Annotated in this window: 17 protein-coding genes; all 17 read right to left on the minus strand. The window is 33.3% G+C overall.

Annotated elements, in window-relative coordinates; all coding sequences use genetic code 11:
- Window positions 1-36 precede the first annotated feature (36 nt).
- Window positions 37-564 (minus strand): thermonuclease family protein, encoded by a 528-nt coding sequence (locus ACVC08_RS14995; RefSeq protein ID WP_452602633.1) that lies wholly within the window; start codon window positions 562-564, stop codon window positions 37-39.
- A complete protein-coding gene (locus ACVC08_RS15000) occupies window positions 561-1,085 on the minus strand; it encodes a retropepsin-like aspartic protease family protein (RefSeq protein WP_452602634.1) in 525 nt (174 codons plus the stop codon). Before ACVC08_RS15000 ends, ACVC08_RS14995 begins: the two co-directional genes overlap by 4 nt.
- The gene (locus ACVC08_RS15005) at window positions 1,082-1,696 is read right to left on the minus strand and encodes a hypothetical protein (RefSeq protein WP_452602635.1); all 615 of its coding nucleotides are present in this window, start codon (window positions 1,694-1,696) and stop codon (window positions 1,082-1,084) included. The genes ACVC08_RS15000 and ACVC08_RS15005 overlap by 4 nt, the downstream gene beginning before the upstream one ends.
- Window positions 1,693-3,267 carry a hypothetical protein gene (locus tag ACVC08_RS15010; protein WP_452602636.1) on the minus strand — a complete coding sequence of 525 codons (1,575 nt, stop codon included), beginning with the start codon at window positions 3,265-3,267 and terminating at the stop codon, window positions 1,693-1,695. The genes ACVC08_RS15005 and ACVC08_RS15010 overlap by 4 nt, the downstream gene beginning before the upstream one ends.
- Window positions 3,257-4,504, minus strand: coding sequence for a hypothetical protein (locus tag ACVC08_RS15015; protein ID WP_452602637.1), 1,248 nt, complete (start codon window positions 4,502-4,504; stop codon window positions 3,257-3,259). The genes ACVC08_RS15010 and ACVC08_RS15015 overlap by 11 nt, the downstream gene beginning before the upstream one ends.
- Before the next feature lie 2 nt (window positions 4,505-4,506).
- Window positions 4,507-7,965, minus strand: coding sequence for a hypothetical protein (locus ACVC08_RS15020; protein WP_452602638.1), 3,459 nt, complete (start codon window positions 7,963-7,965; stop codon window positions 4,507-4,509).
- A gap of 6 nt (window positions 7,966-7,971) precedes the next feature.
- Window positions 7,972-9,477 (minus strand): hypothetical protein, encoded by a 1,506-nt coding sequence (locus ACVC08_RS15025; protein WP_452602639.1) that lies wholly within the window; start codon window positions 9,475-9,477, stop codon window positions 7,972-7,974.
- 14 nt (window positions 9,478-9,491) lie between these two features.
- On the minus strand, window positions 9,492-9,953 hold the full coding sequence (locus ACVC08_RS15030) for a hypothetical protein (RefSeq protein ID WP_452602640.1): 462 nt from the start codon (window positions 9,951-9,953) through the stop codon (window positions 9,492-9,494).
- Between the two features lie 6 nt (window positions 9,954-9,959).
- Complete coding sequence (locus ACVC08_RS15035; RefSeq protein ID WP_452602641.1) at window positions 9,960-11,516, minus strand: hypothetical protein; 1,557 nt, start codon at window positions 11,514-11,516, stop codon at window positions 9,960-9,962.
- A 751-nt stretch (window positions 11,517-12,267) separates the two neighbouring features.
- Window positions 12,268-12,876: a DUF6705 family protein gene (locus ACVC08_RS15040; protein WP_452602642.1), complete on the minus strand. Its 609-nt coding sequence runs from the start codon at window positions 12,874-12,876 to the stop codon at window positions 12,268-12,270.
- Window positions 12,877-13,058: 182 nt separating this feature from the next.
- Window positions 13,059-13,628, minus strand: a complete 570-nt coding sequence (locus ACVC08_RS15045) for a DUF6705 family protein (protein ID WP_452602643.1) — start codon at window positions 13,626-13,628, stop codon at window positions 13,059-13,061.
- Between the two features lie 139 nt (window positions 13,629-13,767).
- Window positions 13,768-14,376: a DUF6705 family protein gene (locus ACVC08_RS15050; protein WP_452602644.1), complete on the minus strand. Its 609-nt coding sequence runs from the start codon at window positions 14,374-14,376 to the stop codon at window positions 13,768-13,770.
- A gap of 14 nt (window positions 14,377-14,390) precedes the next feature.
- Window positions 14,391-15,869 carry a hypothetical protein gene (locus tag ACVC08_RS15055; RefSeq protein WP_452602645.1) on the minus strand — a complete coding sequence of 493 codons (1,479 nt, stop codon included), beginning with the start codon at window positions 15,867-15,869 and terminating at the stop codon, window positions 14,391-14,393.
- Window positions 15,870-16,466: 597 nt separating this feature from the next.
- Entirely contained in the window at window positions 16,467-16,796 is a 330-nt protein-coding gene (locus ACVC08_RS15060) for a hypothetical protein (protein ID WP_452602646.1), read from the minus strand.
- 34 nt (window positions 16,797-16,830) lie between these two features.
- Window positions 16,831-17,316: a methyltransferase domain-containing protein gene (locus tag ACVC08_RS15065; RefSeq protein ID WP_452602647.1), complete on the minus strand. Its 486-nt coding sequence runs from the start codon at window positions 17,314-17,316 to the stop codon at window positions 16,831-16,833.
- Window positions 17,317-17,367: 51 nt separating this feature from the next.
- Window positions 17,368-18,456, minus strand: coding sequence for an acyltransferase family protein (locus tag ACVC08_RS15070; protein WP_452602648.1), 1,089 nt, complete (start codon window positions 18,454-18,456; stop codon window positions 17,368-17,370).
- Window positions 18,457-18,559: 103 nt separating this feature from the next.
- Window positions 18,560-21,028: a TonB-dependent receptor gene (locus tag ACVC08_RS15075; protein WP_452602649.1), complete on the minus strand. Its 2,469-nt coding sequence runs from the start codon at window positions 21,026-21,028 to the stop codon at window positions 18,560-18,562.
- Window positions 21,029-21,111 lie beyond the last annotated feature (83 nt).

Below are 21,111 nucleotides of genomic sequence, written 5' to 3' on the forward strand. Positions count from 1 at the left end.
GTATGGCTTTTAGCGTTGGCATTTTATATTCTTTACTTATTCAATATTCATTTTCCAAAGTCCTCGATTGTTTTCCCTTGCTTCTTGCTGATATTTCACAAATTCGTCCGCGTATTTTACATTCGGAGGAACGGTCATAACCATTGCATATCCATTTTTCACTAAGTCAGCATTAACGAATGTTCCATCTGTCAAATAAACGTATGCAAGTGTTCTACCATATTGGTCTAAGCTGTCAACATCAAATTCAAGGCGTACACTTTGCCCGTCAAACATATTTGATAAGTAATTCTTGGCCTCTTCGCCATAATACCCCTTTTTCTTTTTAAAAACATTTCTAGATTCTGGTGCATCAACTCCGATTAGACGAATTTTGATTCCTTTTGCGGAACCGTCATCAGCCCAAAATGTATCTCCGTCCACTACTTTGGTGACTTTTAAAAAGCCTTCCTTATCGGTTTGTTCGCTTTGTTCCGATTGTGCTTTCCGATTACCACTTTTTGAATTACACGAAAAGGCTGTAAGAGATGCAACAATAAAAAAAATTATTAGCCTTTTCATCATTCTAAAGTAATTTGACTGTTTTTATAATCTATTGTAATCTGACCAAATTGATTTAAAGCTGATTGACCCAAAAGCAATGGTGCAGATGTATTATGTATAATTGAAGCTTTCACGTTGTACAGCACCTTGTTTCCTATCTGTACTGTTTTAAGATTGATTATTGAACCTTCAGAAATACTGCCATCAGCGATTTGATACTTTTGAACACCAATGAAATCATCATCTGTCAAAGTGCCTTGCCTATAAAGGAATAGGGCTTCAACCTGAGAAATTGTAATGTCGGAAGCTCCTGTATCAAAAATAAAATCCATATTAGATCCGTTAACTAAGGCCGGAATTAAATAAACACCACCTGATTGCTTCATCTTAATTACATTCTTTCCTTTGATATTGTCAGTTCGCTTTGTAGAATTAACTTGTGGTGTTTCATTATCTGATATAGGTTTGCGCCTGCCCGATTGAGTACAAGTAGCTGTTAACACCAAAGAGCAAAGAGTAAATATTAATGGTTTGATTTTCATTCTAATTTTATTTCACCAATTTTTGGTACAATTTGTATCAATATCCTTTGGTTTTTGAATTCTTCATTATTGGGAAATCTACCAATGCCACCTGTTCCCGAACCTGCAACTTGTACTTCACATACGGATTGATCTGGCATCACATTCTCTCTTTGCCACAACTTCATTACTGCCCAAGCTCGTTTATAACTGAGTGGATAATTATCAAAGTAATTATCATTAGAAGCCATTCCTTCAATTATGACTACATACTTAATGTCTTGTTGAGCGTATTTGCTTTTCAAATTACTTATCAAGTCTTTTATAGAAACTCCTACATCAATTAAATACTGCTCATACTTAGGCTTGATAATATCTTGCCCTCTTTCAAATTCAATATTTTGAACAAGCGAAAATCTTTTGTATTCAGAGTCATATTGAAAATAATCTTGCGGTAGTTCCTTAACGGCAGCTTGAATTTCCTTTATCTTGTTTAACTGTTGTTCGGTCGCTCTCTGTTGATTTGTAAGCTTCAAATAAGTCAAAACATACAATACCAACATAATGAAAAACAAACTGGTCATTAAGTCTGTAAAACTTGGCCAAAAGAATCCTGAGTTCTTTCCTGTCATACTGAATTCTTTTTAGACTTGAAAAGATTTCTAACAGAAGATATGACGTCTTTTTTGTTCTCAATCTGCTCAAGAATTACGATTGCCTTCACCATATTTCGATTTAGATCTTCTATTGTTTGTTTAAGCCTTTCACCCTGAGTAGCCGAACTGTTTTTAAATTGAGAAACATCTGTTTTGAGTGTAGACAAATGTTCGAGGTTAACCAAGTTTGTTTTGCTTTCAGAAAGAGCATTTTTTAAAGCTTCTGTTTCATCGATTGTGAACTGTTTGACTGCTTCACTTGAATTCTGAATGTGTTCTTTGAGCTCTTTAAAAGTTTCGGAAATTGAATGTCCAACATCAGCAACTGTATTTGAGGTATACTCTTTATGTTCTTCCAACTTGTTGAAATGCTCAGAGAGAAACGTTAGTAGCTGTTGGCTCTGATTTAATTTGCTATCAAGATTTTCCGCAATTGTTTTGAAATTATCTGTTCGTGTAAGAAGCTCATTTGACTTTGTAACTATTAGTTGCGAATTCTCAACGAATTGAGTTGTATTTGAAAGGAAGGCATTAAACTTCTCAAACTTTCCTACTGAAAGGTCTAATTGCTTTAGAACAGCAACATTGTATTTGGTCATTTCAGAGACCTTTGCCTTATCTATTGCATCAAGTAACTCCTTCTGCTCTCTAATTGCACTTCGGTTTGAATCAAACACACCTGTCAAGCCTTTCAAGTTGCTCGAAAATTCTTTGTTGAATTGTAATAAATTTCTTTGAAGTGAATCCAAGGTCGATGCTAAACCTTGGTTTATTATAGGAAGAAGTTCTACTTGAATAAAAGTATAAAACTCATTTTTTCTAGCCTCACTGTAGCTTCTTGATCCTTTAAAAACCCAACCTGAATTAATTATAGTTAACATTAAGCCCACAAAACTAGCTATCATCGCAATTTTAACACCACCAATAAGCATTGCAATACCTTCGTCAAGGGTTTTCCCTGTTTGTTCAGTACCTAGTTCTACACCTAGATCCGGCATATTAAAAAGAGCAATTACAATACCCATCATCGTACCCATTAAACCCAAATAGAGTGGAGTTCCCACTGACAAGTTTATATCCTCTTCTACTGCATCAGTATTTCGCTCTACAATATCTTTCATCAGATTGAAATCCGAAGATGCCCCTCTATTTCTTACGAGATAATTATTCACTGAGAACAATATATTTTCAAAGACCTTGTTCGCTTTACCGTCTATCTCAATAATATTTACTTCGGTTTTTTCAATATTTTCAAAGATTGGGCTAGAGTTATTAAATAAATCCAAGTTTTCATACTGATTCAAATCTTCGTCTGAATTAGAGTCTGTTTGAACTTCTTTATAACTATCTATTTTTTTCAGAAACTCTTTCGGTGATAAGCTTTCTAGTTCCGAAACTGGTACAATAACTTTAGTAACATACAGTGAATTTATATTTGGAATTATCCTCTTAAAAAGGCGAATTTTAAAAAATGTCCTTGCGAAAACACCTATCTGAATGGAAACAATGATGCAAACTAAAACTGTTTCTATAAATTCAATCTTCATAGCGAATTACAGCTTTAGAGTTAATAATCCATTTTCCATTTTGTAATTCGGCTTCACCCATTTTAATAGTTGAAATTCTATTAGCCCTTGGGTTAAATGCGTTCTCAGCATCACAAACAGGGTCAATATTTTTGTCTGGATATTGTAAGGCAAGCTTTATTGAAGTTTCCTTTTCATCAATCTGAAAATTAGCATTAGAATTACTTATTTTCATAAGTCTATAAATGCTTGCACCATCTTTATAAGTATTTGAGGCCGAACTTTCGTTGAAGCTTCCGTCTGAATTTGGTGTAGATAAGAAGAGTATCTCTGTTTTTGGTTCAGGACGTCTAACTTCTTTATCGGAAGTAGAAGGAGTTGATGGAAAAGTTGAACTCGGCTGCTTTAATTTTTCGATATCGTTGTTAAGTCTATGGATTTGTGATTCCAAGTCTCTAATTCTTCCCTGCATATCTCTTATTTCTGAAGATGTGGAATTATTATGTCTCATTCCACTGCTTGTTGATTTATTTTGCGAATGAATGAGATCTTTCAATCTTCTACTTTCTAAAATCCTAGGTAATAATTCTTCGTAATTATCTCTTTTTCTAAGAGCTAGAAACAAGCCTAAAATGCCTAAAATGCCTAAAATGATTGCTAAAAGGACTAAGTAATCTGAAAACCCACCAAATATGCCTGACTTTTCTTTCTTGACATTTTGATTTTGTTCAATTATTTGAATTCTGCTTTCAAGAGTTGAAAGCAGACTTTCTGCTTCGTTTTGACTAGAAGTGTTCGCTTGAATGTTTTCTTGCAAAACACCTTCTAACTGCCGTGTTAAATTAGTTTTATAGTCAGAAAGTTTTCCTTTTTGTTCTAGTTGATTCTTAAAGTCTTTCAAAATCTTAGACTCATTAAATGAGCCATTCAAAAGAAAATCCAAAGCACGGGACTGTCCAAATGCCGAAATATCTTGACTTTTTAATTCCTGAATTTCATTGGAGATTTCGATTGTTTTTAGCTCTGTTTCTGGAATTGAAGATTTGATTTTTTCAAAAACAGGGTCGTTTACACATTTACAATTAGACTTGAACTTGGCAGTAACTCCACTTGTTGGGCTTAAAACAGATAATGAATAATATACAGATTGATAATTAAGTATATCAACTGCTTTCTTATAGGATTCTTTAGTAACCTGACTAAAGGAAGGCTCAAATAGCATTACTGCTAAAACTAACAATAGAATGTTTTTTTTCATTTTCAGCTGTTTATTGGTGTTAACTGAGAGAGATGAGTGGAAAGGTTGCTAATTGCACCAATAAGTGGATAGAAGAATAAGGATTCTTCTAACTCCTTATCATCCAAACCAATGCTATCTAGTTTTTTGTTAAATTCTAATCCTTCCTCTAGATAATCTCTTAGATGTTTGTTGACTTCTTCCTTGAATACTATCAATGATTTTTCGGAAACGTTGAAGTAATCGCTGAAACAAAATTGTTTATTCAGATTTAAGAAGAACTCATTGAATACTTCTACATAAGAAATAATAGCAGCTTTTCTTTCATCATTCAAATCAGTATAAGTTAGACTATCAACACCTTGATTTTCAAGACAAGTGAGTGTTGTTTTAATATTCCTAACATCCAACTGCTCGTCCTCCGGGTTCATCATTAATCCACCCTTACAAGTAACTTCTTTAGGAATTTCATTCTCGGTTTCGACTGACAAACCTTCTAAATTAAACTTTTCACCTTTGTAAACTTCTTCAAAAATCATTTTCGAAAAGTCAGAAAGTATCGTTTGATTGCTAGTTATAATATTTAATATTTTAGATCCTGTTCCACTAAAGATTATATGTTTGGGCAGTTCGACATCGCTTTTTTTCATTAAGGACGCAATATGAAATATGATTGCAGCATAGAAATAAATAAAGACTATCTTAAAATCATCATCTTTTGATAGCAATGAATTGTACGAGAAAAGCTTATTATCTTTTATCTTGGGATTGTTTTCTATCGAGAAGAAAAAAGCATTTAAGTCCTCTGCTTTGTTTTTTTCTTTTATGGAAGAAAGCACTTTAGATAAATCATAAAATCGATTGGTGGCAAGTAAATTTTCAAAGTGCGAATAATATTTATTGATAATACCATTTGAGTTTGCCGCACCGTACTCACTATATCCATCGCCAAATATCGTGTTTGCTGCAAATTTAAAAGAGGTAAGCAAAAGAGGTTTATTTTGTTTAAACACCACGATATCTGTTGTACCACCTCCTATATCAATTGCTATTGCTGGTTTGTAAGCACCTATTTCTTTCTTTTTATTTTTAAAGTAGAAGAAAGGGGCTAAGGACTCAGTAATACCTATCGCTGGTTTTGATGGATTAAAATATTTTACAAAAAGTTCATTCCAAGTATTCTCTAAGTCTGCTTTTCTTCCTGGTTTCATACTGGATGGATAGAACCAAGTCAAATGAGTTTTAGATAAATCACCATTCTTATTTAGAACTTTATTTCTCATAAGCATTATTAGGTTTTCAAAGAATGCTCTTACACGTTTTTCGTTTCCCTTTTCCTTTTTAGCCCACTTAAGATTTGGTTGAATCTTATCCTTTTCTGGTTTTTGCTCATATATAAATGGGATGTTGAAATCAGCTAGAGAAAAAGTTTGGGTATTTATGTCTAAAGAGTGACTTTCTGCAATTACAGTTCTGTGCGGGAATTTGTGATCAGATTTATTTCCAATGAATCTTGGGATAAACTCGTGTTCTATCAATTCTCGAATAGCAATCGCCCCCGAGCCACCAAAGTCTTCTGTTGTTTTTGTAGGGTGAAATAAAGTAGCTATTTGGATATCATCAGTTGATATATCAAATGGTTTTGGAGCACCATCACCAATTTTATATTCTAAATGAGTGTTAGTGGTGCCAAAATCGATAGCAAAACTTAACTTTTCATTTCCTTTTTGAAATGGTTCCCACTTCGGTATAATAATTCCTGACGCACCATTTGAATTAATATTTTTTACTTGAATAAAATCAAATTCACTATGTAATACGTAATAGTCCGATGTGGCAGATTCTACTGCATCTGGCTTTTTACTACTCCTTCTCTTTCGTGCCTTGACTTCAATCGCATCTTCCTTTGAGTTAGTATAGTACTTAAGCTCATAGTTTGCGTTTTTCATTATTCCCGCAACATCTCGATCGACCAATTGAACTCGGTAATGAGCTTCTATATTTGGATCATTGGTTTTAATGAAAGGAAATAGTGTGATTCCAAACTGATGCTCTACTATAACTCCTTTATTCTTCTCTTCATCAGGTTTTCCAAGTTGATTGTCGGGCGATTGGTAATAAATTCTTTCAAAAGAAATGTATTCACCTTGTTTTGCTATTGGTATCCGTAAGGTAACTTTTACGGAACCTGCTGCACCTTGCACCATTTTAATTTCAGGATTATTTTGCGAGGCGTTCAATAAATCTTCTGAATTGAAATAATCAAAAAATTTCTGTTTTAGAGGCAAGATGTACCCTTTGGAGTCATTTCCTACTTCTGTGTTTACATTTCCATCAAAAAATTTCTCCTTATTAATGGGATAAACCAAACGGATTAGATGAGGCTCTAAAAAATCACTTACTGTAAGATAGGGGTATTGAATGCTAATTCCTGGTAATCTTCTCTTCTCTAAAACAGTTTCGTTATCAACATACGGAACTCGAATCGAGTTGTCCCATAGGTCATTAACATACCTGAAAGGTTTATTAAGGTTGTTTTGAAGCACTAGGGGTTTTACTTCATCCTTGCATTTTGTTGATTGAATGATGAAGTCGCTGGATTGGATTGAATTAACTACATCTTCTTTTTTTCGCTTTCGTAACGGAACTCCAACTACTTCAACTACATCACCTGAAAGGCCTGTATCTAATTCTGAATAGTTCGAGATAAAATCAGCAACATCTAATTTTTTAATTTCTTCATAAAGGCTATTATTGACTCTATCGAGGATTTTGAGGTTCTTATCCAAGTAGTCATTTAATACAGTTAGTCTTTGTGATAAAACTGGATTGGCTTTAAAAAGTAGATAAAAGTATTTTTGGAAGTCAGAATCCCTTTCATAAAGCGGAGCATAGGAGTCATCAAAGATTTTATCATTCTTTGTGAAAGTGATTTGCGCGTGTGATAAATCATTTGCTGTAGCAAAAAATAGGGTGGCGGGAGAAGTACAGCCAATTATTTTGTGATTGTATTGAATCAGGTATAGTCTGTTGAGCAAATCAAAGTTGTATGATTCCTTATCTTGGTCTAAATAGAGTTCTAGTGTTTCAGCAAGGTGCCTGTGAGCCACCGATCCACTTTTAAGTTTTGCCAATTCAGTTTCTCTATCCCAAACAATTATTTTGACATTGTCCTTTATGCTATCAATATTGAATAGTAATTCGGCAAGGTCTAGCGCATCAGAAACTAACTTCTCATCGTCTTTTCCTGCAACTACATCACCATCTTTTGTGTAGGCTTTTAAATCGGGTGATTTAGTAATGTTCCTGAAGGCTGTTTTCACTAAGTCAATTCTTGCAAATGGGCTTGGTATTGCTGTTGGCAGTGAAATTTCACTACCGCCTTCGGGGTCTTTAATGGATTCAATTTCTTTGTCCGAATAAGCATCAGATGTAAACCAATGCTGTCCACCTTTTCTTGTATAGCCAAATATCTTGCTCATAGTCTTTTAGTTTTTTAATCCGAATTTAGAAGTGAGGATTTCTTCTGTTGTATCATAAAAGAGTTTGATTAGTTTCTGGGATGCAGAACTATATGTTTTCCCCTTTCCAAGTTTGCTCAGTTTATTGTTCATTGCTGGAAAATCAACTTTTGATGAAAACCAACCGCTTTTTACAGTTCTACCTTCAATTAGAGCTTCAATTGATGAATCTAGATTAAAAGGGGAAAAACCTCTTTTATTTTCTGCCATTTCTTTAAGCCAATCAGTGAAAGAGTTTAAAAACTCAGTGAGATTGCTACGGTAAAAAGTATCATCCACAAACTTTTTATTTATTTCAGGTGAGTCATTGCTCCAAGCTTCTTTTTCTATAGCACTACTAAGGTGTTCTGTTAGATATTTTTTAAACAACGCGAATTGAGAAAGTCGCAATGCAATTTTACGCTCAGTATAATCTTCGAGATCAGAAAATTTGATGTCAGATGAATCTTTGCGAATTCCAAACTCCTTGTAGATAGGTTTTAGTGCCTTGCCTTCTGATGTCTCTAAATCTCTATCAGGGGTTTCAAGGAAATCTATTATGGCAAGAGCAGATGCCATTTCTACAAAATGTGCATCATTCTTTTGTCCGTTGTCCCCTGGATCGTTTTTATAAGGTTTTCCGCTGTAGTTGTCGGCAATGTAGTACAGTGCGTTTATGGAATTATTGCCTGTAACATTGTCCTTATAGTAATATAATGCAGCCTTGGTCTTGGCAATAAAATCAGATTTTTGTATTGGACTATCGTTATCCTTTTCAATATTAAAATAGGGAAGCGCAGTAACCGCCCCGATTTTTGCATTCTGTAAAAATCCTTTGCCATCAATGTTCCGAATGTTCATTGCATCCCTAATGTTCTTGAGTATGGTGGGAAAACCTGCTGCACCTGTGCCGCCAAAAATTGAACTGATAATAAAGACTCTATCGTCCTCATTGTAATTGGATGCGAAATCCTTGAACTCTTGTGAGTCTTTAACTTGATTTAATACTATACTGCCAATATTGGGATTTCCAACGAAGCCAATATCCATTTCTACATCCAATAGATTAACTTCTTCGTGTCGTTTATTAATTGATTTTCCTGAAAAGAGAATATCAGCTAAAGCCTTGTTGGGCTCGTCTAACTGATTGAAACCAATATATTCGCTAAACTTTCTGCCACCAACTTCTTGCAGGTTGAAAGTAAAACTTCCTGATAATCTGTTTTGAGAGGTTGTTAGCCTGTCAAGCGTTGTGATTTTAGTGCTGAAAAAACCACTATCTAATCCTGCTTCATTTGAAATGGTCTGATAATTCCCGAGTAATCTTTCAGTCCGCTTTAAATCTTCGTTTGATTTATGAGGGTCGATAATAATCGGAACAATTTCAAAGCTTTTGTCTGAATTAGGCTTCACTCCTGAAGCTAAAAGCATAGTAAGTGATTTCAAAACCCTTGAACCTGTGCCTCCTATTGCGAATATGTATAAACGTGCCATCGTGTTTTTTAATTTTAAGGTTTCCAAAATGTTGTGTGTCTGCAATTATTGCTGAATCTTCTAAAGACTGGAATTGTTGTTATTACAGCGAATAGAATGAAACTCCATACAGCATTTGATAATCCAAAACCGACACAATCCGAAACTGATATGTTTAATTGATTACAATAATCACCCGCCTGAATACTGTTATATGGGATTAGAAATGCAATTAGAAAATTCATAAGCAGAATTATCAAGGCAAAAAGCCACCAATGAGTTTTGTTTTTCCATCGAGAATTGTCAATGACGTGATATTGTAGAGCGTAGAAGACTGCCGTAGTCGATATCATAATCCAACCGATGATTACATACCAAGGTGTACCAATGTAATCGGTACAGGTAATGTCCCAACCTCTTAATTGATCACCCATATCTGTTGAGTAAAGCGGGTTCAAGCCAAACCATTCGTATAAGCTAGCAAAGAATTCTTCCATAGTGCTCTATTTTTTAATTGTTATAGTAAATGTGGTAATTGCATTCGAGCTTGATTTTGGATAAAAAGCATCGCTTACACCTTCTATCAAGTATTGCAAGCCAAATGTCTTTTGTTGCTCGGAGATATCGTTCAAAATATTAGAGTCATCAATTGAAGATGAGTTGAAAACCCAATTTGGTGTTTGGCCAACAACTTGAATTTCTAAAATTTCATTTCTCAAATCGGTTGTTTTTAATTTGATTAAGTGCGTAAAACCTGAAAGAGAAGGGTCATTTTGTTTTGATATGGACTCGACTTCTATCTGATAGTTTGGATTACTTAACACATAATTTGTTGTGTCCAAAAAGTAACTTGGATCCTGTATGCTATTCCTGAAGTCAACAGCAAGATTGAACCCAAATAAGCCCTTATTCTGATTGTTCTTTGAAAGTGAAGCACCTGCAATTATCTTGTTGTTTAGTTCAGTTCGACTAAAATCTCCAATTTTTGGGCTTGATAATATTTTGTAATTCGGTTGGCTTTGTTCCTTTTTAGATTGTAATACCAACCTATTTAAATATCCACCTTTTATGTTATCCAATATTTTTTTGTCTAAAATCTCACTAATCTGCTGGTTACTTCCGAAAATCCAAATGTAATAAGGTCTTTTACCTTTAAAAGGAATGGACTTATTTGTCTTGTCATAATATGTTCCCTCAAAATTTGATTCTAGTTGAATGATTACCGCTGATAAATCAAATGATTTGATTTTTTCAGCAAAGTCAATTTTGATTCCAACGCCCTGATTGTTCAAATAATCTTGAGCATTTACACTTTTGCCTGGACTAAAAACGAAATCAGAAATGAGTACAGCTGCATTTTGGTCATTCACTGTTTTAAGTACAGTATTTATGATGTTTTTAAGATCGGAAACACTTCTGTCTCCACCTTTTTGTCGAAAAGTTGATGGTTCTAACTTTTCAATAAAATCTTGAATATCTGCTGGGAGTGCATTTTTCTTAGAGAAAGGGATGCTGTTATTGATATAGTTTAAGTTCAAACTGTCGCAGACTTTGCTTATCTTAAAATCACCTAAGAGATTGTAAATAGCAGTTTCAAACTCTGTAACTCCCGTAACATATCCGTCCATACTTGCCGAATTTTCTAGATAGACGTTGATGTTAAATTCTTTTAGCGGTTCATTTGATTCGGGTTGCCAAATATCACTTTCAGTTAGCTTTAAATTTTTTGCTGAATAATATTTGAGTAGGTATGAAAGAACCTTTGCATTTTCAATAGTCCCGTTTTCATTTTTGAACTGAGCAAAGCCTCGTTCGTCTGATGCGGAAATATCTTCTAATAAGCTCTCAAATTCTTTTTGGTCAATACGTTTGTCATTATTAGCGAATTCGAGAGCGGTGTCGTTGAATGATTGAAATTCAGATGTGCAACTGGTCAGGAGCATTAAGCAGGAAAAGACAATTATAATCGTCTTTCTTTGGTTATTTATTTGTCCTGCCATTGTTAAAAGTGTCAGTTGGCATAACAATTCTTTAATTGTGGCTGTATTTGTTAGCTCCATATTTCTTTCCGCTTGTTTAAGTTCCTAAAAATACTATTCATTCTATTTCTTTTTTTTACGGTTTCCCGTATTCTGTTCAATTTTCGGTCGAGCGTTGGCAAAAAAACAGCTCTTTTGGTTTTTTCAGCGTTGGCTCTGCGTGTCGGCAAAAACCAAATGTGCTGTTTGTGCGGTTGGCTTTTCTTGTATGCCGCACAACTATTGTATAAACGCAACTTATTGCGTTTATTTTCCTTATATATTAATAATTAAAAACGTAATCGTTTTTTGTTAAGTATTATGAAAACAACTGCTTTCATTACCTTTTCCAAACATATTAAGCGTTTTTAATTATTTACAAACGACTAATGTCGCTTCTTCTTTATGTTATAAAACAAACCTAAATAACATTTGTTTTAGTTTTCTACGGGAATCCGTAAATGCAACAAATTAATTACCATTTTAGTCTTTGCGTAGGGAGGTGAAAACCTAATAGGTAATTGTAGTCTTTTACTATTGCGTAAGTTGCAAATTTTTTAAGAGAATTCCTATACGTATATCTACGTATATTTTTTAGGCTAAAGCAAAGAAGGAGAAAGTTAGCAAGACTATTATTTACGGTAAGCTTTCTAATGTTATTTAATACGTAGTTTTATTTTCTTCATCAGATTTATACTCAACCCGATAGCGCGGATTTGTAAAGATAAAGAAACCGATGATGCATTAAAAATGCTGTCATCGGTTTTTAAAGTTCTGATTGTTTTAAGCTCGACTACTGCTTTACTAACACCATTTCTAATGGCATTTTGTAGACATTTACTTGTTCGCCTGATACGATATTGGTTACTTTTCTAACGGCGTTTTTCCAATCTAACGTCTCTTCCCCAGATGTATTGGTATATTCTATTGTTAAATCTGAAGACCCAATATATTTTGATAAACCAGGCTCTACAATAGATAAATGGTAACGGCTGACAGAAGGTGGGTTTTCGATAACGTTACCATCTGCTAAATAAGTATGCGTAACATAAAATCCACTCGCCATAATCATTTTACCATAGTCATTTGTATAGGTGTTGTATTGTTCTATGCCATCTATAATTAATTTAAACTGTGCCGTTAATTTATCCGTCATACAATTCCTTAATACAGAAACATCTTCAACTTTAGAAAAGGTTATTTCAAAATGGGTATTGGTTGCTGTATCCTCATAAATCCACGTGCCTATAAATTTATTAAATACGCCATTTACGTCTTTAAAATTTACGTTACTCTCTAAAAAATTTGTACTAAATTTTGTTTCTACAGGTGCGACTAAATTTTGCGCCCAACTACTTATAGCCATTAAAAGCATAAGTGTATGTATATATATGTTTTTCATTGTTGCGTGTTTTAAAGTTTAATCCAATTAATAATTTCTCCTTCGTTATTGTAAACTGCGACATATAAAGATAAAGAAACCGATGATGCATTAAAAATGCTGTCATCGGTTTTTAAATTTCTGATTGTTTTAAGCCCAACTACTGCTTTACCAACACCATTTCTAATGGCATTTTGTAGACATTATACTTGTTCGCCTGTAGCTATTAAGTACGATTTATCGACGACATTTTTCCATTGTAAGGTTTCTGTACCAGACGTATTATCATATTCTATTGTTAAATCAGACCCCCCAATATCATCAAGAAAATCTGGCTCTACAATGGCTAAGTGATAGCGGTTAACTGAAGGTGGATTTTTAACCACACTACCATCTGCTAAATAGGTGAAAGTTGAAGCAAAACCATCTACCATAATCATTTTGCCGTAATCGGTGGTGTAGGTGTTATACTGTTCTACACCGTCTATGGTTAATTTGAACTGTGCAGTTAATCTATCTTCCGTACAATTTCTTAAGTAGATTACAAAATCTTCAATTTTAGAAAAGGTTATTTCAAAATGGGTATTGGTTGCTGTATCTTCATAAGTCCATGTGCCTATAAATTTATTGAGTTCACCATTTACGTCTTTAAAACTAATATCGCTCGCTAAGAAGTTCGTTGTATATTGAGTTTCTATAGGCGCCACTAAATTTTGCGCCCAAATACTTATAGCCATTAAAAGCATAAGTGTATGTATATATATGTTTTTCATTATTGCGTGTTTTAAAGTTTAATCCAATTAATAATCTCTCCTTCACTATTGTAAACTGCGACATATAAAGATAAAGAAACCGACGATGCATTAAAAATGCTGTCATCGGTTTTTAAATTTCTGATTGTTTTAAGCTCGACTACTGCTTTACTAACACCATTTCTAATGGCATTTTGTAGACATTTACTTGTTCGCCTGATGCGATATTGGTTACTTTTCTAACGGCGTTTTTCCAATCTAACGTCTCTTCCCCAGATGTATTGGTATATTCTATTGTTAAATCTGAAGACCCAATATATTTTGATAAACCTGGCTCTACAATAGATAAATGGTAACGGTTGACAGAAGGTGGGTTTTCGATAACGTTACCATCTGCTAAATAAGTATGCGTAACATAAAATCCACTTGCCATAATCATTTTACCATAGTCGTTTGTATAGGTGTTGTATTGTTCTACGCCATCTATAATTAATTTAAACTGTGCTGTTAATTCATCCACAGTACAATTACTTAGCACAGGAACATCTTCAACTTTAGAGAAGGTAATTTCAAAATGGGTATTGGTTGCTGTATCTTCATAAACCCACGTGCCTATAAATTTATTGAGTTCACCATTTACGTCTTTAAAATTTACGTTACTCTCTAAAAAATTGGTTGTAAATTTTGTTTCTACAGGTGCAACTAAATTTTGCGCCCAACTACTTATAGCCATTAAAAGCATAAGTGCATGTATATATATGTTTTTCATTTTTTTATCGATTTTTAAAGTTTAATCCAATTAATAATCTCTCCTTCACTATTGTAAACTGCGACATATAAAGATAAGCCTGGTAATTTAATTGCTATAAAATTAGCAATGGCTTGTTCTTGTGCGGCAGTATCATTTGGGTTAATTTTTATAATAATTTTTGCTAATTCTTTGGCAAGTTCTTTTCTTTTTTTACCATCAACAGCATAATCACCTTCAAGGTTAACAATACTCTCTTCATTATTTGTTCTAATAGCATAGGTTTTACCCGAGTTCCCCTTAGACACAACAAAGTTAGTTACTTGGTTGATATTAGGTGAACTTGTTGGATTTTGTGCCGCTATCGCTTTTACCATGACTATATGTTCTGCAAGGTCTGTGCCACTTGGTACTTTGCGTATTGGTTGTGGTGGAATACTACTATCTAAATCAGGATGAAAATGTGCACCTATGAGGGTATTATCTTCTAAAGGCGGAAAAAATAATGCATCAGATTCACTGCCTGTTGGCTCTTGTGATGTAAACGTAGCATCACTATATGTATCAGGATTATTTATAGCATCCCCTGTATAGATAAAACGTTTTCCATCTTCTTGAGTAGAAAAACCCATACTGGTTTTTAAACGGTGTAATTCTGTCTTTATTTTAGGGATGGCGACTATTTTATTTAAACTTTCTATATGGGGATCTTGGTCATCTTCACCAATAGGAGGGCAAGTAGGGCATAATGCAGGCGTTGTCTTTGGGGGAACATAATTTGTGCCATTGTCATAACCACCACTTTGGCTTCCGCTTGGGTTACTGTTTGGATTTCCAGATGTATTAGTGCTACCGCCACCATCACCACAACTTTCCTGATTGGCCGTTAACACCCAGCCTCCACTAGTAGCCATTAAATCAGGATTTCCCCATCCTTTACATGCTGCTCCTTCTTGATACGTATGGTTTCCTCCTGCATTACAAGTATTTCCTGTATACCAATCATAAGAATACACCGTACAGGTTTCGGCATCAGAGTTTACTTTACTAAAAATAGTATCAGAAATATCATCTAATGGCGTGAATGTAATTTTATCATCTAGATTAACAATCTCTCGATTGATTAAGCTGTTTTTTTCTGTTTCAGTAATAGTGTATTGTACTAAAAAGACTTTAAAAGTATGATCTGCTTGTTCTTCTAAAAGCACATTTTCTAATAAACCATTATCCTCTGCTCTGTAAACGCCAAAGGTGTAATTTCTTAACCCATTACTATGTGTTATTACTTTTGCGTAATGCGTATTAATCGTAAAGTCGTAAATCTCATTATAGACTGTTTTACCCGCTTTATTATCACTCACTTTCTTTTCTGCTTTATTAATAATACGCATTAAGTTGGTGTTCGTCTCAATTTCTTTTGTTTTAAGTGTCGTAAAATTAAGGTTTGATTGAGGGGTAGCAGAGTCCACCTCAAACGTTTCATCATCTTTTTGGCAATGCAGACAGGTGAGCATAATCCCAAAAAGTATCGCACCGAGTTTGATATAGTTTTTGAGTTTGTTTTTTCTCATAATAGTGAATTAAGGGGTTAATAAAAATACGAAATCATAAAGTATTTTACAGGTGTAATTTAAAGTTTTATTTGCAAGATTCAAATACGTAGAACTACGTATTTTCTTATCATAACGGTTTTTGGTTTAGTATTGGTACAGGGTTGGTTAAATTAACCACAACATAATATACATAAGTAACTTACTGCGTTTATTTTTCTTATATATTAATGATTAGAAACGTAATCATTTTTTTATTAAATATTATGAAAACAATTGCTCTTATTGCTTTTATCTATAAATATTAAGCGTTTTTAATTATTTACAAACGACTAATGTAGCTTCTTCTTTATGTTATAAAACAAACCTAAATAACATTTGTTTTAGTTTTCTACGGAAATCCGTAAACGTATCAAATTAATTATTATCCTTTAGGTCTTTAGTTTAGGGAAGTAAAAACCAACAGGTAATTGTAGTAACTTTCTTACGGTATAAGTTGCAACTTTTTTAAGAGAATTCCTATACGTATATCTACGTATATTTTTTAAAATTTAATAGGTGCTAATAGTCAATCTCACCCAATTCTATCTCTCCAACTTTAAAACCTAGTTTTTCGGCTGCTATTCGTTTTATATTTAATTTCCATGTTTCCCATTCTTCATCTTGCATTAATGCTGTAAATTGTAATCCTCCAGGTTCTACAGAAGCAGTAATGTGTTTTTCTGTTTCATTAAAACTAAACCAAAAGGGGAGTCCTTTTGTTGTAAGTGTTTTATTAGTTTCAAAATCTAACCAACCCTCTAAAGCTTTATAAATTTCTGGTATAATGGTTTGCCAGATTTCTTCAGGTAAATCATATCGAATATTCAGATTCATTATTTGTGTTTTCATAACTAGGTTCTAAGCTCTAGGTGCAAACGATAATTTATTTTTTTATATAAAAATAAATAGTAGTTATCATTCCATTTTTTAGCGTTACTTCTTTTATTAAATCTGCTTCCCAAGCAGGAATATCAAAATCATGAGTAACGATTCGAGCCCCTTTTTTTAGCTCGTTTTCAAGTTTTAGAGAGATTTGACCTAAAACATTTCGTGATAGGTATAAAATTAGTGCGTCAGCAGAAGAAATATCTGCATCATAAAAATCTTCATTTTTAATACGAATTTGTTTGGTTAGCTGTTTTGCTTCTATGTTTTGTTTGGCATCATTTAATGCTTCAGGTAGCATTTCGTAACCTACAGCTTTTATATTTGCAACTGTACATGCTAAAATTAGTGCTTGTGCGTCTCCACAACCTAAATCGTATACTAAATCGCCATCTTTTAAGTGTAATAGCTTTAATTTTTCAAGAATTAACTCTTCAGCAGTTTTAGCATATGGGTCATTAGTTTTTATAGGCTTAAAATTCATAGTTTGGGATTAATTTATAAAATGCTATTGAAAATACATTTGGCATAAAGGTTATTTCGCTATTTTTTTTAATCGGTTTTGTCTGTAAACTTCTACTTTGTCACTTACAAAATGTTTTAATACTAACGATAGTATAACCGATAGTATAATAACGGTAATTCCTTTATTAATAATAATATAATTGAACTTGCTAACTATGCTAAGAACAAACATGTGCGTTATGTAAAGCGGATAGCTTAATTCGCCAATGTAACGGTCAATTTTCGATGCCTTGGTTAATTGAAATATAAAAGGTATTGCTATGAAGAATAGGGTAAAGAACATTTCGTGCTTTAAACGAAAAGAAAACTTATCGAAAAGTATAATAAAGAGTGTTATAACTATTAATGCATAGATATTATATTTTGGTTTAAATAATGTTTTAAACTTAGATCTATATAATTTATAAGAGAATACACCTAATAAGAATAACGGAAGTTCACTTGGGAAAAACCTGAAACTCCATGGTGTATAATTTAATCCTAATTGATATTTTAAAACGTAGTTAATTGCTATAAGGATAGAGAAAATAATGATTAAAACTGATGTTTTTCGTCTCACTATAAAAGGTGCAATGGTATAAAACAAGATCTCTAAAGCAACTGTCCAAGCCTGTGGAATTAAAGCAAAATCGAAACCATTTAAATGGTCTTTATTAAATTGATGTTGAAAGAAGAATAAACCAGACTCTAAGTTGACTTCAAAAAACAATAGTACATCTTGAAAAATGATAAAAATATTGGAAAACACTAAAATAAATATACTTAACGGATTAAGTATATGGTAATTATCTATAAAACTATTTAAGTAGCCATAGTTATTGCCTCCTGAAGTGAAATAAAGGACTAAAGAGCTAATGATAATTAATAAAAGGGTTGCCCAGTATACAGGGTAAAGTCTTATTAGTCTGTTTGTTATAAATAGTTTGTAAGAGTTATTTTGAAGAATGTATTTTTCGTTTAAAATTAGAGACATATAAAACCCAGAAATAATATAAAAAGCCTGAACAGCTATTTTACCTCCTAAAAAATTAAAGCCAAAAAACGCTTCTGTGTGAGATATAATAACAATTATTGCTAAAAAGGTTCTAATATGTCCCACTATCTACAGTATTTAGTTGTTTTGGTTTAATTAAAGCAGCTCTAAGTATTTTATGTTAATTTTTACGCTTCACTTATTTTACAGGCTCTCTTTTTCTATACTATTAAAAACGCATCGTGGTTCTAACATTAAATACACGAGGTGTTAAAAAGTTAGGAATAGCATATTGGCGTTTGCTATATACATCTCTTACCCAAGTATTGGTTATAGAGTTTTGATTGTCGAAAATATTAAAGATTTCGAAGCCAAACGAAAGGTTTTTAAATGGTTTTTTCCATCCACTATCAAATTGTTTGTTTTCGTCTACTAATACAAATTGGAATCCAATATCTGCACGACGGTAATCTGGTAATCTACTTTGAAAAACGTATGGGTCTGCAAAACTAGGGGAGCCTCCTGGTAAGCCTGTATTGTATACTAGGTTTAAATACATTTTCATGTTAGGAATATTTGGCACATAGTCTTGAAATAAAGCTGCAAATTTTAAGCGTTGATCTGTTGGTCGAGGAATGTAGCCACGATTATTAATGTTTTCTTCTGTTTTTAAATAGCCAAAACTAAACCAACTTTCTGTTCCTGGCACAAATTCACCATTTAACCTTAGGTCTAAACCATAAGCATAGGCTTCTGCTGTATTATTTGCTCTGTATCGTATACGCACATTTTCTACTGTATATGGGTTAACGTCTGTTAGGCTTTTGTAGTAAGCTTCTGTTGTTAGTTTAAAAGGTCTGTCCCAAATTTTAAAGCTATAATCGTTTCCTAATACTAAATGAAATGACTTTTGTGCTTTTACATTTGGTTGTACAACACCATTTGCAGCTCTTAATTCTCTATAAAATGGAGGTTGGTAATATAAACCACCACTTACTCTAAATAACATATCTTTTTCCCAATCTGGCTTTATAGCAAATTGAGCTCTTGGACTAAACACGGTTTGCCAATCGCTATCTATATTAGAACCTTCATCGTTTACATTCCAACTATGGGCTCTAACACCTGCATTATACCAAACATCGCTATTGCCTAATTTAGAGCGTTTACTCCATTGTAAGTATGCTTGTAAACGATTTATTTGTGTGTTATTTCTTGCTTGTACATTTTGGAAAGCTACTAGGGGTGTAGTGTCTGGCGTGTAAGGTTGATCGTTAAAGCCACCAACATCTGGAGGGTTAATGGAAAAACCCGCAGAATCTATAACTTCCCATTCTATTAAACGGTCTCTAATGTCTTCGTTTGTATATTTTAAAGACCATTTAAATTCATGTTCGTCTTTGTTGTAGGTTCCTTTATGTTCAATAGTTGTTATTAGGGCGTCTAAATCATTTCTACCATGATTTAATTGTCCTCCAATACCTTCGCTAAATTCTACTTCTCCTAAATCTTCATCTCCAATATTACTGTTTACTTCTCCTAAACGGTACTCGGCCAAAATATCGAAGTATTCTTCTTCTGTAGTATGATAGGTAGAGGTTACTATACTTAAATTTAAATTATCGTTTACTTCGTATGTTCCTTGTAATGCTCCAAATAGTGTTTGGTATGAATCCCGTTCTTGCCCTTCGTAGAAGACTAATAATGCTAGAGGATTATCTAATGTACCAAAATTGGTTTGGCGTGTTTGTGGTTCGTAATTGTATTTATTAATGGAGGCATTACCTAAAAAGCTTAACTCAAATTTATCTGTAAACTGGTAGGTTAAATAACTTTGTAAGTCTGCAAATTTAGGGTCGTAGTTTGTTTCTGTTTCTTTTGCATTTACTAATAAACTATTATCTCTATAACGTAAGCCAACAATACCAGTAAATTTAGAGTCCTTACTTCTAGTTTCTACTGCAACGCTACCACCAAGTAGGCTTAAATCTGCTGAGACCCCAAATTCTATAGGTTTTTTATAAGTAATATCTAAAACCGAAGATAATTTGTCTCCGTATTTTGCTTGAAAACCACCCGCAGAGAAGTCTACATTAGAGACTAAATCGCTATTTACAAAACTTAATCCTTCTTGTTGGCCAGAACGTATTAAAAAAGGTCTATAGACTTCAATGCCATTAACGTAAACTAAGTTTTCGTCAAAATTTCCTCCTCGAACTGAGTATTGTGTGCTTAATTCATTATTGCCACTAACTCCAGGTAATGTTTTTAATAAGTTTTCTACACCTGCATTTGCTCCTGGTATTTTTCTAATAACTGCTGGTTTTATTGTAACAACGCCTTCTACATCTTTTCGTTTTCTACCACTTAATATAACTTCTTCAAACTGCTCTATGGTGGCACTCATAACAGGATTAAACTCAAAAGATTCTCCATTTTTTAGGTTAACCGTTATTGTTACATTTTTATGCGATATGTGTGAGAAAATAATTTTTACGTCTGTATTAGCTGGTACTTTAAGCTCGTAAAAACCATTTTCGTTAGTTTGTGTGCCGTCGCTACCTGCTTTTATATTTACGCCTTCAATTGGCAAATTGTCCTCTGTTAAAATAATTCCATTAAGCGTTCCTGTTTGCGCAAGACTTAAAAAAGGTAATAGAAAAATAATAGCTTTTAATAAGTTTAATTTAGTTGTCAAGGTGGTATGGTTTATGTCATTTAGTATAGTCTGCAATTAAACGTTTTAAACGATTTATTAGTATAAAATGCAGACAGTATTAA

The organism is Pontimicrobium sp. MEBiC06410 (assembly GCF_053601615.1).